The sequence below is a fragment of the Candidatus Lokiarchaeum ossiferum genome (assembly GCA_025839675.1).
GTDB lineage: Archaea > Asgardarchaeota > Lokiarchaeia > Sigyniarchaeales > Promethearchaeaceae > Lokiarchaeum > Lokiarchaeum ossiferum.
On the sequence record CP104013.1, the window covers coordinates 302,982 to 319,342 of the forward strand.

Genomic DNA, 16,361 nt, shown 5'->3' on the forward strand with positions numbered 1-16,361 from the left:
CCATTGTGTACAGAAAAAAAGAAAGATTAATTCATTCATCTTTATATTCAACTTTCTTTTTTTACCAAAAAATACATTCTGGTATTATCTACATACTTCATATCGAATTTATTTCTTCATCATTTTCTATCTCAGGAAAGAATTTGTGGATTCCAATCCGAAATTTTTCGCGAAGAATTTCCAGTTTATCAGGTTCAGCAGTTAAGTTGACATTTCTTATATATGACAAGCATTCATCATCTAAAATAAATTTCCTTAACAAAATCAATCGATTCCGTAAATTTCGATTATGAGTTGCTACCAAAATACTAAAAAGAAATTTGTCCTCACTTGATAACACCACCAACGAAATCCCTTCAAATTCTATAGATTTTAATGAACCTTTTATAAAAATTGTTTCAGCTAAGGAGTTAATTGCATGAATTAATGCACCAACTAATTCTTTTGGTGATCCATGTTGTATATCAAACTTTCCTTTTGAGTAAAGCATTATACCTGAAGGTGAAACGATAAAAATCGCATTAGCTTTCCCCATTTTAAGCAAAGTATGAGGTACTATTAGAATGAGCAGAAAAGATATTATTAAAATACTGATAGAAATCCAGATTGAAATGTATATTTCAAATCTTTGATCAAAAAATCCACCAATTAATGATCCTATGAAATCAAATATAAAACTTATCCCAAAAGTTAATCCAGAATAAAGAAATCGCAGTCTGGGAGGGGTAATATCAGCTATTTTTAGAACTCCAAATTCTAAGATCAAGTAATAACCAGTTACCTCAAAAAGAAGACTTATTACTGAGAACGGTAAATAAATTCCAATAAACATTGAGATTAAAGTAGATATGATCGCCATTAAGAATATTAAATATCTTCCCCCTTTATCAGAGAGCCATCCAAATATAAAAGCACAGGAACCTGAAATTATAAAACTAAGAGCTCGCAATGAACAAGTTGAATCAATACGAAGATGGGCCAAGATTAACGAATGGGCAATTCCATTTCCTATAAAGAAGATAGAGACTGCAGAAATTGTAAAGATCACATTTTTATCAAATATGGGAATTATTTTTTCTCGGATTTTGGGACTTAAATTATGGATTGATTTTGGCTCCTTCCATCTAAAAAAACGCCAGAGAATTACCATACCAAATATTGCTATTCCTATCCAAACTAAGATTAAAATGTTAAGATTTATCTCAGGTTTAAGGTTGAAGCTATAATTTATCATAGTAATTATCGATGTAAAAAATAACGCTAAGCCAATGCTCAATCCAATGGTTTTCCCACGATCTTCTGGAAATAGTGAGCGACTTATCAATAATGTTAGATAAGCGTATGATCCATAGCTCAAAAAGCTAAAAATGGGGAGATAGATGAAAAACCAAATAATTTTACTCAAATTCGGTGAAACGTGAGTCAATAAATATGATATTGATAAAATTAAAATTGTTACTGAAAAAAAAAAGAGAATAATTTTTTTATTATTTGATTTCAGATTAAAATTTTTAAAAAACAAGAAAATCCAGATGATACAAAACAATATTGCCGAAAAGAGCATTATAATAAAGAAATTTTGAAAGAATATTGTCCTTTCATCAACATTAAAACTAATAAATGCGAGATTTAATAATATGGTCCCTCCAATTCCAGCATCAATCAAAAAACATAGAAACGCAATTAATAGGGTATAACTCACTTCTTTTTGTTTGAAACTAAATTTTTCATTATCAATTGAATGTTGCACTAGTTAATTTTGTAGTATGAACTTATTAGTCTATGGTAACTATCTCACATTAATGTGAATAACCTAAAAAAAAAGTTTTAATCGATTAAGATGTGATTTTTTCTAGTAAATCAAAGGTTAATAAAGCCACACTTATTAATTGTTTAAAATTCACTGTATCCACCAATTCAAGATAATAAGATGTGGCATCAAGAATCCTTCCCATATTATACCAGAATATGTGTGTATCTATGTTCTAAAGTTCCTCCCATGTCTAAACATGTATAGTTTTTTTATTGCGTACAATGACTCTAAATCTTTAACCACTAAAATTTATTGATAATAATTGAAGAAAATTCTTTTTTTTTGTACTTAATAATTAAAATGGGATAAATTCAATCTTAAGAAGCAAAATAACAGAGCATCTCGAATAATAACTTTATAATATACTAAAAAAAAATTTTTGTTAATACTTTAAAAATGATAAAAACCAAATAAAATCGCTTATTATGGTATAAATGAAAAATTCTTTTGTACATATTGGGATGCGGGTTCAAACATTGATATATGTTCCATTTCTTCATAGAATTCCGAAAATTTGCTATGAAAATCCTTAGTAAATTGAATTAAGGCATTTTTCAAAGATTTTGAGGCTTGAGTCGCTTCTAACATAAATACTAGCGGATGTTTATGATCCCGATATAGAAGAATAACTCGATCTGCTAAGTGGATTTCTGATATTTCTCCCGTTAGAAGAATAGATTGAAAGACTTGATCAATTCCAATAATTAAACTACTAAGTAAGGTTTGTTGATCTGCTTCATTCATTGTTTTTGGAGTTTTTATTGTTTGTTCTGAAATTGATTCGAATTTATTTTTACTTTCCCAATTATATGAGAAAATAGGTATTCCATTCTTTTCTTTAATTACATTCAGTTGATACACTTTAAAAGGTAATATAAAGGCTAATTTTGGCTCTTTTATCATTGCTATTGTCATAATTAATACTCCAATACCGAATGGTAACATATAAATTCCTGGCACCACCAAAGTGATGCCTGTAAGTATCAATATTGTTGTAATTACTCCCAAAATAAAACCTCCAATCAGATTTATTAATGTTATTGATTTTAAATACAACGGTGCAACGATATAGAGTTTGAAACAATAATAAACAAGTAATCCACTCATAAACAAATTCAACGCAGTTTGTGTAAATCGTAATACACCTACCATTTGAAAGCTCGGATCTCCATTATCAAATGGTAAGGGTGCAATATTTCCTTCAAGAGATGAACTATAAAGAACAAGTGTCCCAAGAATTGATACCAAAATCAATTTTATTGGATCTAACCTTATTCTAATTAGAGAATCGACAAAAATTGTGATTACTACTCCCGTAGGAACTAAAACCCAGATACTTATCCGATACAACCAAATACTTTCAAATATATAAGAAAATGCTTGAAATAATACAAATAATGATAAAAAGAACCATCCAATTGCCATTATCAAATAATGTCTAAATTTTTTGTTTTTAAAATTGATTAGAGCTAAAATAAATGAAGTACAAACTGGAACTAATGCTGATAAGCAAAAAATTGCTTCAAGGGTAAACATGATATAAATTTATAATAATCTTATACAAAAATATTTGCCTTATTGCATATTATTTGACAATTAAGATAGGATAGTTGTAAATTTTCTCAGAGCAAAACAAAATTTAATCCTTCGTAAAAAATTGCATTTAGCAAATAGTAGAAGAATGATACTCATCCTTAGAGCAAATATTGCACACGAGACTTCTGAATATGATTGAATAATTCTATTTGAAGATTTATTAGATCGTTAGTTGATAGAAATCTGTATTATTTATGATATTCCTTATTTTTTCTTAGTGGTGTCTTTTGATCCTGCGAATTGGTTTCCATCTAATTTTAAGACTTCGTTTATTAAAGAAACATTAGTATCGACTGCTCTTTTGCAAATGCTGGACAGATAATAAGTAACCCATGGGGAAAAATTCTTTTTCTGACCAAAGGAATAACCTTTAAAAAAAGTTTTAATCGATTTAGGGGTGATTTCTCCTTTTGAATCAAAAGATAATAAGGCTACACTTAGTAATTGTTTAAAACTCAAGGTATTAACTAATTTGGGATAGTAAGATGTGGCATCAAGGACCGTTCCAACATTATACCAGAAAAAGGGGGGCTTTAATGACCTGAAGTTTCTTCCATGTCCAAACATATATGGTTTTTTCGTAGATCGATCATTCCAGCAATTAAGTAAAGTTTTTCCGCACTTTATCAGATTTGCAGGCCTTTTGGCTAAAGGTATCTTATAATAACCTCGTAAAACATCAATTATTAACATTGGACAAACTTCATTTTTTCTTCCAGGTCCTCGAAATTGAGATTTCAATCCAGGTAAACATTTCCATCCAATGCCGTTCTCAGTATCTTCAACTAAATCGTTAATACGTGATATTGCGGATTTAACCGCTGATTTTTGTTCATATCCAAATAGAAGCATCAATGTAGTTATAAGATGATGATCACACAAGATACTTTCCCACATATTTAATTTTTCTTTTGTTTTCCGGTTATATACTTCCCCATACCAGAGAAATTGCCCTGTATCCTCGTCAGTATGCTCCAATAATGAGTCTAAAATATTTTTGATTCGAATATCATCTTCTACCTTTATCCCCCAATTATGAAGCAATAATAGTTGATTAGGAATATAGCGAGGATCATTATGACCTGAAACCTTAAAATCTTTCCAACGGGGTAAATTTGATAATATAGCTTCTACTAAAGGATCCTTGAGCATTTTAGCTTTAGCATTTTGGACTGTGATATTTTTCTCTGGAAGTTCTAAAAGATCTGTGAGAGTTTTATAAACAGTGAAGGATTCTCCAGATCGTAACAATCTTTGGCGATTATCTTGTGGTATTAATTTTAACCAACTTGGTTTCACAGATAGTTTTTCTAGAATTTCGGGAGAATCTTCCATATTGTGAATTTTAATAACATTAATGCATTTTTTAATTTTCCCAACAAAACAGAAGATACAGTTTTTAAAGTAAATGGTGCTTGAAATATTATGGTTATTACATTTACAAAAACTCAAATGGAGTCTATTACAGATTGGTATGATCTTCTAATTGTAGGAGCTGGAACTGCCGGTCTTACCACAGCTATCATTGCAGCTCGTCAAAATCTACGGGTTTTGGTTTTAGAGAAAGGCTCAAAAGTTGGACCTCTCCCTCGTGGTGAAAGTATGGCCTATTTTCCGCTGGAAGATGAGATATTAGGGAAAGGGTTCATTGAAAGCATAATGACTGTTGGCCCTTCGTTTCGCCGATATCATAGCCCGATGGATAAAAAACAAACGTTAGTAGATGTACACACCCCCTATCGATTTTTTCCATGGCATCCTTTTATAGAACGATTTGAGCAACGGGCTATAGCAGCCGGAGCATCAATCCTAACTGGGGTGGAAGTTCTCGCTCCAATCATATCCCCATCAGGAATATGTATTGGGGTTCAATGCAAAAATGCTCAAGAAGAAAGTCACGAATATTTTGCTTTATCCACTATTGGGGCAGATGGTCATTCTTCTGTAATGGGGCAATCTTTTGGAGTTGATTACTCAACAATAAATTGTCCGATTGTTAAATTTCTTGGTGATAATGCTCAAGTTGATATTTCTAAAACTCCAAATCCTCAATTCTTCATGCTTTCCCCAGGACAATTGGAAATTGCACCGCACTTTCCTCCAGCGGCTGCCTACTATTTTCCGATTGGAGGCAATAAAATTGAAGCTGGCCTGATGTTACGCATGGGTCAATTATGCAAAATGAAGAACATTAAACAACCTTCCAATGAAGAAATTATGAAGGTATGGGGTTTTTTAAAAGCCCAATATCCTGGATTTTCTTCAGTTTTTACAGATATTAAAGTTGAATATGAAGGTCTCACTCAGATGCCGAACGCACGTATGGTGGAACATTTTATTCTCGGTAAGGGTGGAGCTGTTTTAGTGGGAGATAGTGCAGGTTTTGTAGATGCCAATGGATCTTCCGGCCTATATTATGGAATGAAAATGGCCGCTGAATGGGTAGGCATCTTATCAGTCCCTATTAATCAAGTCCAAGAAACAGACACAAATTTCTCACAGAAAATCAATGATATTTGGAAGAATGCAAACAGAGAAGAATATGAAAAAAATTTTCGAAAGACAGATGTTTGCAAACATATAAAAACATCTTATAAATTGATTGGTTTGTCAGAAACGTTAATCTTCCGCTGGATTAAAACTGCAAAAGGTCTCAATAATATCTGGGGGCTTTTTTCGTTTATGATTAAGTCGGCAAGTTGATTATCCACTTCATTTTAAATTTTTTTTTTGATTACAACTATCTTGTTAATCAAATAATCCATGTGAAATTTTTAGCAGATTTCTAAAACTAAAAGTGTAAAAAAAAAAGTATTACCTTCAATCTTCTTTGGTCATAAGAGTTTGATTCGTTTTATCTCGAATAAATAATAAACATGCAATCAAACCTCCAAGGATACTGATCCCCACATAAATCCAATAAAGAGGTTGAGCTGAAGCGGGTTGATCGTCATAAAACATATAGAATATCACAAAGGCCGCATTGAAGTTCCCATGCAACAGAATCATGATTAAGATGTTTCCCTTTGCTTTTTGATAAATGTAGGAGTATATCAGCGAAGTGAACATTGTCATTAAGATAAATCCCAGATATGGTGTAATGTTGTGCGAATCCCAAAGCATGAACCAGAGAGGTGTGTGCCAAATTCCCCAGATTGCACCAATAATAAGGCTAGTTGTGATAGGAGAATATTTTTTTAACAGTTGGCCTTGTAAATACCCACGCCACCCGATTTCTTCTTGACCTCCCCCTAAAACTGAAACGAAGACTATATAGGGAATATACAACAAATATGGAATAAACCAAGGATCACTCGGTAATGGGCTCGGAGGGAGGGATAATCCGAAAATCCATCCAATTAAATGAGATAAACCATTGATCAGGAGAGGTAAAATGAAGATAATACTTAAAAATAACCCCCATCGGTTAATTCCCTTTCTTGAAAAACATTTTTTTAGATGTTCTTTAAATGATTTGTTTTCACTCCGTAAAGCCATAAATGATCCAAAAGCCGGAGCAAAAGCTCCGATAATAAGAGCAATGAAATAAATTGCATTTGACAATTCTTCAGAACCTAATGAAATAATCCCGAAATATTCTAACACGGAAGGAATCCACAAAATCCATGAAAATAGAAATGTAGAAGCTAAATAAGTGAGTATGTTTCGACTCATGTTTTGATAAGTGAACTCACCTATATAAATGATCTATAAACCAATAATTTCAGACAAATTTGATACTTTTTTCGCCTGTTTGAAATAAATGTGTCAAATAGGCCAGAGTTTTTTTTTCCATCATTGATCTTGTTTAGTTTTATTTTCCTTCTAATTATTTCTTTTTTGATTTTTCCCCAGATTTTTAAGTTTATTTCGATTAATTATTCCCATGGAAAAGTTTTCGGTAATTGATGGCCATATTGACACTGTCATGCGTATTTTACAAGATGGTCGTAAATTTTATGAAAGATCAAAAGAAGGACACTGTGATCTCCCTCGTATGCAAGAAGGCCATGTTCAAGCGGCCTTATTTGCCATATTTCCAGCCATGACCAAAAGAAACATCCTTGATGGCTTAGATCAATGGTTCAAAGTGGCTTCAGACCCTCGAAATCGTATTCATCAAGTTAAAACTATTGATGATTTTTCGATTGCACAACAAGAAAATAAAATCGGAGCGGTCTTACATTTTGAAGGAGCAGGAGGAATTGATAAGAAATTCCAATTGATGCGGTTAGGATATCAATTAGGATTACGCACGATGGGGCTCAGCTGGTCTAATGTCAATCGATATGCTACCGGATCTATGTTTAAAGGTGATCAAGTTGAAACTGGTTTAACAGATAAAGGAATTCTCTTGATGGAAGAAGCTCAAAAACTCGGTATTACCATCGATGTTTCGCATTTAAATGATCTTAGCTTTTGGGATGTCGTGAAGAATACTTCAAAACCATTTATAGCTTCACATTCCAATGCTCGTTCGGTTTGCAATCATCTGCGCAATCTTACGGATGATCAAATTAAAGCGGTGCATGAAAAAAAAGGAACCATCGGGATCAATTATTCTAAAGGCTTTTTGTTAGAAAATGCTTTTGAAAAGCCCGAGATCGAAGTGGGACTTGATATATTCAAGAAACACATTGATCATATAGTTAATTTAACCGATATAAACACTATCGCTTTAGGTTCGGATTATGATGGAACCACGGTTCCCGATTGTTTGAAAGATTCTTCTAGTTTCCCAATTCTCTTCAATTATTTGTTGGAAAATGGGTATAGCAATCAAGATATTAAGAAATTAGCTAGCGAAAACTTACTCCGGGTCTTTAAAGACACATGGAAAAACTAATTGTTACCGCTTCTTGGCTAATTTTTATTTTTTTTCTTGTTATAGCTACGTTGGATGCAAAGCATTTTAAACTTTTTTTCAAAAATTGTTGTGTTTTTAAACAAAATACTTGATATACCTCATTTTGTCTATACTTAATTTCGAGGTTAATTAAAATTTCATCAATATAATAGTAGATTAGTTCAAAATTAGTGATGTTCTTAATAAGAAGCGGTTATTCTTGACTTTTAAGATACTTATAATTTTTTTTTAAAAATTGTAGATTTTTGATTGTAGAGATCCGTCGATGGGTGATAATCTTCAATAACTCCGAAAACAACCGATTTTTAATTTGAGACATCAGAAAATCTTCCCGTGTATGATAAAATAATAAAAACCCATCCAAAATTTCTTCAAAAGAAATTTCAAAACCGAAAGTTTTCATCAGATTAATCGCAAAGTTAAAATCTCTTCGTAAGTATGCTTTTTTGTTCGTAGTGTAGTTCAATATTAGAAACAAGTCATCTTCACTTGCATTCGAACTAAACAAATTAGAATCAGGGAGATCTACACTTCCTTCTTCGATTTTATCCCATAAATTTGTTAAAAACACATTTCCCCAAAATTTTTTCTCATCTTGCAAATTGTACTCTATACGCACGTGTGGATCTTTTCCATTTCGCAAGAGATTTACTCGGCATACTTTCCTTTTATACCATTTCACAATTTCTCCTAGCACAAAATTAGTATTTTCCCTTGATTTATCTACCGATTTAACAATTCGTACTTCAATAAAAGGAGCAAAATGCGACATTTTTGTTATCACTACTTTCTCCGTTTTAAAATTAAATTTATCGAAATTTGTTTAGTTTTTTTTTGATTCTTTTGATTTAATGAGAAAACATGATAAGTTGAATAATTTTCTTTGTTCATTTTTTTTAGCTGCAGTCTCATAATTCATGTTTTTTACTTAAATTGAATCGATGTATACTATTCTTGATTAAAAAATGACCAAAAACCTAAGATTTTGTACATTTTTTATAGTAAGTTTTGTTGTCTCTGTTTGCTTCTTTTCTAAAGCTCATTTAGCTACCAGTACTACCCTAACTGAAGATCCTTATGAGATTGTTAAAATTGGTAGTCTTGAAGATTCTCCAGGAATAGATATTCAAGTAGTTGACAATGTTGCATTTGTAATGTCTTTCACAGATGGTTTTTCAACTTACGATATAAGCAACCCTGCTAAACCAAAAAAACTAGATTCATATGCCCCAACTAACACTATAAATCCAATCGTGCATGGTGCTCACGCATTGGACATCAAAGATGACTATGCATTTATTGCCTTTTACCATAGTGGGGTCCAAATTCTTGATATTTCTAATCCGTCAAAAATTGCATTGATTGGAGAGTTTAAGGGTGGTCCTGAATACTATTATTCATCCGTTTATGGAGATTTAATGCACTGCATTAAACATAAGAGAGGATTTGAGGTTATTAACTGCTCTGATCCCACTGATCCGAATATTTTAGGAAGTTATTCTGTAGGAAATTATTATATTTATAATTATGCCTATAAAGATCTGGCCTTTTTGCAAGATTCTACACAGGGAAAAGCCATAGTTCTCAATATTTCAGATTTCTCTAATATTCTCCCAATAACATCTTTTCCCTTTAAAATGAATCAAATGCAAATTGTACATGATCTTGCCTATTTTGCTTTAGATTCAGGAGAATTGAAAATTTATAATATATCTGATATTTTACATCCGGAGCTAATAACTAATTATTCTTTAGGTGGAAGTATTAACGATTTAGAAGTAATAGACGATTTGGCATTTCTCTCCCATAGTACAGGGTTGAAGATCCTAAACATCAGTAACGTTTTATCCCCATTTGAAGTAAATAAGTATGTAAATGCTAAATCTGGAGGAGGATTAGCAGTTTCCAAAAATAAAACCTATATAATTTTTGACGATCGAGATGTGGAAATCTATCAATGGCGAGAGGCGACGGATGATGAAGTTCTTTTGGCTAAAAATATTCCAAGTTATTCAGTTGGTTGGATTCTTGGATGGTCAAGTTTCGTTCTTATTGTATTAATGCCATGGAAAAAAAGAAAAATGTTTTTTTGAGGGCTGTTATTTTTTTTTTTTTCCAAAACTAAATTGATCTTCCTCGTATACCGCATAATTTCTTTTAGTATGTGATCTTGTCTTGTGGATAATATTTGTTTCGGGTTAAAGCCAAAAATTACAGATAAATTTTAATTTTAGTTTAGTTTGAAAAACGTATGATTCGAGCAATAAATTCTAACGATGAATTGAAATTACTCGTCCCAATCATTCAAAAAGCCAATTTAACCGTCGCTAGCGAGTTCAACCTAACCATACAAAACGCCCCTACAAATCCAGCCTTCATCACTGAATTTTATTTTTTTGAAGGTATGGAACAAAAAAAACACCAATATTTTGGATATTTCGTAGACCAAAAAATAGTTGGATGTCTCGCAATTCGATTAATATCGGAAAAATCTTATGGCATTGATAGATTAGCAGTTTTACCGGAATTTAGACATCAGGGTTTTGGAGAAATGTTAATTCAACATGTGGAAAATCACATTAAATCACTCGGGGGAAAGAAGATTTTGATTGGAATCATATTTGAAAATAAATTACTCTTAAATTGGTATCTGAAGCTTAGATTCATCCTAACTGGTACTAAGAAATTTGATCATCTCCCATTTACTGTAGGTTTCATGGAAAAAAATATTTAGAAAAACGTTGTTTTAATTCAAATTGGAAAATGTTTTGAAAATTTTTTCTCACCCACATCCTATTTCTCTGCTTTTTTTCTCAAAAATCATACTGGAAACAATAAGTTTTATTACCATGATGCTTTTTAAAAAATAGGTAGAAAGTTTAATCGGATTTCAATTCGGTTTTAATTTTTATCAATCTGTTTGGAGAAATCCGAGCATCTATTAAATAAGTGATTTATAATGGCAACAGGTTCTGTAAAATGGTTCAATGGCCGTAAAGGCTTTGGTTTTATTACTCCTGACGAAGGAGAAAAAGATGTTTTTGTCCACTATTCTGCAATTCAAGTGGAAGGCGATGCATTCGCCAGTTTGAACGAAAATGATAAAGTTACATTCGACGCCGTGCAAGGTGAAAAGGGAATGGAAGCTCGCAACGTAGTTGTGACCGAAAAAGCCCCATACCAACCACGCGAACGACGTGACAATCGCTATTAAGTTAAACATTTTCGTTTAATTTTAATATATTTTTTATTTTTCTGAAATTTTACTTCTTCTTAATTATTTAATTTATCATAATTTCATGTTGTTACATTTTTTCATTTTCTTTGAATTGATGATCTTTTCTTACTTGAAACCGTGTTTTAAAAGGATAAGTTTTTGTATAATGCTGCTTTTATATTCTTGAGTAAAAGAATAAATCGGGTTCAGATTCGATTTTGAGGTTTGCTTAATTGTTTGGAGAAATCCAAGCATCTATTAAATAAGTGATTTATAATGGCAACAGGTTCTGTAAAATGGTTCAATGGCCGTAAAGGCTTTGGTTTTATTACTCCTGACGAAGGAGAAAAAGATGTTTTTGTCCACTATTCTGCAATTCAAGTGGAAGGCGATGCATTCGCCAGTTTGAACGAAAATGATAAAGTTACATTCGACGCCGTGCAAGGTGAAAAGGGAATGGAAGCTCGCAACGTAGTTGTGACCGAAAAAGCCCCATACCAACCACGCGAACGACGTGACAATCGTTATTAAGTTAAACATTTTCGTTTAATTTTAATATTTTTTAGATTTTTTAAACTCATTTTAAAACAAAGATTTCGATACTCCATTAAATCAAGGCAATTGAGAGAGTATTAAGGGATGAATTGATTTATTTCGAAAAAAAGAATATTATTTAATCTTCAGATTTATTCATAATTATGGATAAACAACGCTATTTCTTCGAAAGGATCATCCTCTACACCTATTTCTTTTTAGGAATTGTAATAACTTTAACCATCTTGAATTCAATGTTCCATTATCCCTTGCCATATAAATTTTGGTTTGAGCCGATCAGTCGACTAGGAGGAATTCATGCCTATGCGAATGCTCCAAACCAAACTGCTGGAGCGATTTTTGCATCAGGCATGCAATATTGCACATTCATCTGTGTCTTTCTCTCATTTGCTTATATATATTGGGAAAAGGTAATTTCACCCATTGATTATCAAAAAGACTTTAAATATCATCCGAATCGATGTATGATCATCTTAACAAGCACTATGGGTTTAGGGGCTTTTCTCTTAGGGATTCCGTATGATCACACCAAATTAAAGCTTTTACATGCACTTGGAGCTCTAATATTCATTGGTAGTTTTTCGATATTAAACATAATTGCTCAATTACATAAAAGAATTCGAAAAAAGGGTAATTCAAATGAAATTTCTTCAGGAATCACTTTGTTTGAAGCGATTTTAATCGTTTTAATTTTTATTATGATGATCGTTTATTTAATTGCATTTATGCTATTTCTAATGTCAAAGACACCAAGCATTCCATTGCAGTATTTTAATGCTACGTCTCAAAAAATCATTCTTATTTTATGTTTAGTGGCCATATTTAATCTAGATCCGGATGATGTCTTATTAGAAAGTTTTTGGACAATGGATCACTTAAGAGATGCATTTAAACTCAGAAAACGTGACTAAAATATGCAATTGAATCTAACTGACTTAATAATTTGACATTTTTTTTTAACAATCTCCTTTAGAATATAATATTAGATCGCATCACTATCGAAATAATTTAGGTACAATTTAATATAATATTCTAATCAATTGATTGAGCGGGACAATTTTGAGGTGGAGAAGGATTAGGAAAGGTAATTAAATGAGAATAAATGATTGTTATAAAATCTCTGTGAAATTTATTTTTCGGTTTTGAAGTAATATGACCATAAAACCGATTGAGAAAATTAAAATTTCACTAGAGTAACCTGGAATATTTATTCCTGTATCATGGGGAGAAGTCATTCCAATCATAATATTAATAGTTCTATTAATAGTATCCGAATCCCCATTAGCATCAGTTACTCTCAAATTGACAACATAGGAACCTTTGATAGGATATCTGTGTATTGGATTTGTATTAATGGAATATGTTTTATCTCCAAAAGTCCAATAATATGTTAGGGGTCTATTTCCACCGGTTGTTTCATCAGTAAAAGTTACTAATTCTCCAAATTCATCGGAAGAGATTTCATAGTTGAATTTTGCTTTTGGATATAAATTATCTTGTACTGTAATCGTTAATGAAGCATTATCCGAATCCCCATCGTTGTCAGTTACCAAAAGGACTACATTATATTTTCCAGATGAATTATAGCTGTGAGAGGTGTTCTGCAAGCTGGAGACCATACCATCTCCGAAATCCCATAGATATTCCAAGGGAATATCTCCACTTGATGAAGAATCGAAAAAGTCCACCAATTCCCCCACATAAACAATTTGATTTGAAGCGGTGAAATTTGCAATAGGATATAAATCAAAAGGAGCAGATTTTGTTGAACTAACTGAAAGTTTAATACTATTTTTCTCAAAATTGGTATCTATATCATCATAAGAACTATATTTTGAATAAATGCTGGATTCTCCACCCAATTTTGGTTCAACTATAGAATGATTAATTTTGACTAGAGATATTCCCATCAATCCAAAGACAAGAATAAATAATACCATCATATTACCTTTTCGAGTAGAATATTTCATCTTAAAATGATAAATTAAACAAATTTTATTTAAAGATAAGTATTTTTTGAATAAAAATAAGAAAACATTCCAATGAACTCGCATCAAAATTATCTCTTAAGAATAACCGGTTAAAATATAAGCGATATTTTGATAGATCGTCGTGAGTTTTACGGTATATATTTTATTTTTCAAGTAAGTTAAACTGGACAATACAATTTAAAAGAGACCGTGGAATGTGAAAGAAAGTTTTCCATTTTCCTCCTTTTAAATAATGAGTTGGTTCTCCACGTCGATTTAAATAGCCAAACCATTCCCCATAATTTCTATCAACGAAATGTCCCCAAATCCATGCATCAATGCGCTTGAACCATTCTAAAAATTTTTCTTGCTTTGTTAAACGATAAGCCAATAGACTCGCAGTCAGTGCTTCAGTATGCACCCACCAAAGTTTCATATCCCATTGTAATTCTAAGTGGGGTTTTTGAAGGAGATCTTGAAAATAAAATAGCCCTCCATATTGAGAATCCCATCCGAACTCGAGTTCGGTAAGAATAATTTTACACAATTTCTCGATTACTATTTGATCGCCTTTAATTTCCGCATATTCTAGTAAGAAAACACATCCTTCCAGACCACTCCCAACACAAATTTGCCTTCCGAGACTTGAATCCAAATCTATAGAAAAATCTTGGTTAAGATTTTCCATTAAAACATGACATTCTTTATTCCAAAACCGATTAATCACCATATCCATTGCATCCTCGATAAGGTGATCAAATTTCGGAGTCTCAAAACATTCTCGCATAATATTACCCAGATTGGCGGTAATTAAGGCATGATCCATATAATGTTTGATGGGTTGAGCCGGCATCATCTTTGACCATTTCCCCTTGGGATTAGAGAGACGATCTATATAATTTTGCATGGCCAATTCAGCCGTTTTTTTATATTTGTCTTGAGATGTTGCTTTGTACAAAGCAGCAGCACCCATTACTGCGAAAGCTTCAGAATAAATATTATATGGAGCAATTAAGGGGTTACCCTTTTGATTGAGGGCAAAATAGAAGTTTTGATTTTCAGAATACCCATGAGTAGTTAAAAAGTCATAACCTTGTTCTGCTATTTTTAGCCACTCATTTTGTCGATATGGGGTCATATAAAGGGTAGCAAATTGGTACACAATCCGCCACTGCATCCATATATATTTTGTTGTATCGAAAACCGATCCATCACGATCTAAAAGTGTAAAATACCCCCCATATTCCGAATCAATGGAATTTTTCTGCCAAAAGGGGATGATTGAATTTAATAATTCATCTTCATATTTTTTCTTAAAAGCAGCCCACGACATTACTAAGAGAGATTAATCTCATGTACAATTTAGGATTTTTCCTCGGTGAAGAAACAATCCTTTTTTTATGATTGATCGTAGTTTTAAATTATGCAATATGGAGTTATAGTGCATGGGGGAGCAGGTGATTTTCCTAATGTGCTGATTAAAGATCATCACAATGGTGTGTCTATTGCAAGCCAAATCGCATATCAGATATTAGAGAAAGGAGGGTCTGCCATAGATGCAGTCGAGCAAGCCATAATTTCATTGGAAAATGATCCAACCTTTGATGCTGGGAAAGGATCCTTCTATAACAAATATGGAGAAATTGAAATGGATGCCATAATTGCCACAGATAGCTATCAAGTTGGGTCCGTCTGCTCTATAAAAAATGTGCAAAATCCCATCCAAGTGGCGCGTTTAGTAATGGATAAAACAAAAAATATCATGTTAGTAGGAAAAGGGGCAGAACTATTTGCTCGGGAACAAAAAATTCCTTTTTATCCTTCCAAAATGTTGCAAGGGAGCAAAGAATTGGAGTTAATCTACGGAAAAGAAAAAATGAATAAATTTCTACAAAAAAATCAACGTTTGGGGACCGTAGGATGTGTATGTTTAGATAAAGCAGGCCACTATGCCATTGGATTATCCACAGGAGGTTCTTTCATGAAAATGAAAGGTCGAGTTGGAGATACTCCTTTATGGGGTTCGGGGGGGTATGTTGAACCTATCGGAGGTGCCGCTGCCACGGGAATGGGAGAAGATTTAATTAGAATTCTGATCACTCGTCAAGCCTTAGATTATCTTCGAAACGGTCTGAGTGCCCAAGAAGCAGCAACTCGGGTCATTAAAGATTTAAAAGATAAAACGAACAGCAGTGGGCGGATAATTTTGATTTCAAACGCTAGTTTTGGATATGCCTTCAATACCAAAAAAATGTCCATAGCTTACCGTGATGATACAATGAAAGAAGTGCATGTTACGTTTAATTAATCAAAAAAAAACCATATTGGGAATGGAAAGGGCTC

The 16,361-nt window shown here is 32.4% G+C and carries 15 protein-coding genes; 8 read left to right on the forward strand and 7 right to left on the reverse strand.

Going from position 1 to position 16,361, the window contains the following annotated elements:
- Positions 1 to 97: 97 nt before the first annotated feature.
- The 3 genes from NEF87_RS01340 to NEF87_RS01350 form a co-directional block, all read right to left on the reverse strand.
- Positions 98 to 1,324, reverse strand: coding sequence for a hypothetical protein (locus tag NEF87_RS01340; RefSeq protein ID WP_457918304.1), 1,227 nt, complete (start codon positions 1,322 to 1,324; stop codon positions 98 to 100).
- A 912-nt stretch (positions 1,325 to 2,236) separates the two neighbouring features.
- Positions 2,237 to 3,349: a hypothetical protein gene (locus NEF87_RS01345; protein WP_457918305.1), complete on the reverse strand. Its 1,113-nt coding sequence runs from the start codon at positions 3,347 to 3,349 to the stop codon at positions 2,237 to 2,239.
- A 264-nt stretch (positions 3,350 to 3,613) separates the two neighbouring features.
- Complete coding sequence (locus tag NEF87_RS01350; RefSeq protein ID WP_457918306.1) at positions 3,614 to 4,744, reverse strand: hypothetical protein; 1,131 nt, start codon at positions 4,742 to 4,744, stop codon at positions 3,614 to 3,616.
- Between the two features lie 90 nt (positions 4,745 to 4,834).
- Here NEF87_RS01350 and NEF87_RS01355 point away from each other — a divergent pair, with 90 nt between their 5' ends.
- Positions 4,835 to 6,112: an FAD-binding protein gene (locus NEF87_RS01355; protein ID WP_457918307.1), complete on the forward strand. Its 1,278-nt coding sequence runs from the start codon at positions 4,835 to 4,837 to the stop codon at positions 6,110 to 6,112.
- A 117-nt stretch (positions 6,113 to 6,229) separates the two neighbouring features.
- Here the strand turns inward: NEF87_RS01355 and NEF87_RS01360 are convergent, their stop codons facing one another.
- A complete protein-coding gene (locus NEF87_RS01360; protein WP_457918308.1) occupies positions 6,230 to 7,084 on the reverse strand; it encodes a CPBP family intramembrane glutamic endopeptidase in 855 nt (284 codons plus the stop codon).
- A gap of 211 nt (positions 7,085 to 7,295) precedes the next feature.
- Here NEF87_RS01360 and NEF87_RS01365 point away from each other — a divergent pair, with 211 nt between their 5' ends.
- Positions 7,296 to 8,255, forward strand: a complete 960-nt coding sequence (locus NEF87_RS01365) for a dipeptidase (RefSeq protein WP_457918309.1) — start codon at positions 7,296 to 7,298, stop codon at positions 8,253 to 8,255.
- Between the two features lie 214 nt (positions 8,256 to 8,469).
- Here the strand turns inward: NEF87_RS01365 and NEF87_RS01370 are convergent, their stop codons facing one another.
- Positions 8,470 to 9,060 (reverse strand): hypothetical protein, encoded by a 591-nt coding sequence (locus NEF87_RS01370; RefSeq protein WP_457918310.1) that lies wholly within the window; start codon positions 9,058 to 9,060, stop codon positions 8,470 to 8,472.
- Positions 9,061 to 9,241: 181 nt separating this feature from the next.
- On the opposite strand from NEF87_RS01370, the gene NEF87_RS01375 reads away from it, so the two are divergent.
- The 5 genes from NEF87_RS01375 to NEF87_RS01395 all read left to right on the forward strand — a co-directional run bounded on the left by NEF87_RS01375 (position 9,242) and on the right by NEF87_RS01395 (position 12,959).
- Positions 9,242 to 10,369 (forward strand): LVIVD repeat-containing protein, encoded by a 1,128-nt coding sequence (locus NEF87_RS01375; RefSeq protein WP_457918311.1) that lies wholly within the window; start codon positions 9,242 to 9,244, stop codon positions 10,367 to 10,369.
- A 158-nt stretch (positions 10,370 to 10,527) separates the two neighbouring features.
- On the forward strand, positions 10,528 to 11,010 hold the full coding sequence (locus NEF87_RS01380; RefSeq protein ID WP_457918312.1) for a GNAT family N-acetyltransferase: 483 nt from the start codon (positions 10,528 to 10,530) through the stop codon (positions 11,008 to 11,010).
- A 225-nt stretch (positions 11,011 to 11,235) separates the two neighbouring features.
- Positions 11,236 to 11,490: a cold-shock protein gene (locus tag NEF87_RS01385; protein WP_371804594.1), complete on the forward strand. Its 255-nt coding sequence runs from the start codon at positions 11,236 to 11,238 to the stop codon at positions 11,488 to 11,490.
- Between the two features lie 279 nt (positions 11,491 to 11,769).
- The gene (locus tag NEF87_RS01390; protein WP_371804594.1) at positions 11,770 to 12,024 is read left to right on the forward strand and encodes a cold-shock protein; all 255 of its coding nucleotides are present in this window, start codon (positions 11,770 to 11,772) and stop codon (positions 12,022 to 12,024) included.
- Between the two features lie 167 nt (positions 12,025 to 12,191).
- A complete protein-coding gene (locus NEF87_RS01395; protein ID WP_457918313.1) occupies positions 12,192 to 12,959 on the forward strand; it encodes a hypothetical protein in 768 nt (255 codons plus the stop codon).
- 198 nt (positions 12,960 to 13,157) lie between these two features.
- On the opposite strand, the gene NEF87_RS01400 is transcribed toward NEF87_RS01395, so the two are convergent.
- Together NEF87_RS01400 and NEF87_RS01405 are read right to left on the reverse strand one after the other, a co-directional pair.
- A complete protein-coding gene (locus NEF87_RS01400; RefSeq protein WP_457918314.1) occupies positions 13,158 to 14,018 on the reverse strand; it encodes a PKD domain-containing protein in 861 nt (286 codons plus the stop codon).
- Positions 14,019 to 14,181: 163 nt separating this feature from the next.
- Positions 14,182 to 15,351, reverse strand: a complete 1,170-nt coding sequence (locus NEF87_RS01405) for an AGE family epimerase/isomerase (RefSeq protein ID WP_457918315.1) — start codon at positions 15,349 to 15,351, stop codon at positions 14,182 to 14,184.
- A gap of 90 nt (positions 15,352 to 15,441) precedes the next feature.
- On the opposite strand from NEF87_RS01405, the gene NEF87_RS01410 reads away from it, so the two are divergent.
- Entirely contained in the window at positions 15,442 to 16,326 is an 885-nt protein-coding gene (locus tag NEF87_RS01410; protein ID WP_457918316.1) for an isoaspartyl peptidase/L-asparaginase, read from the forward strand.
- Positions 16,327 to 16,361: the final 35 nt, after the last annotated feature.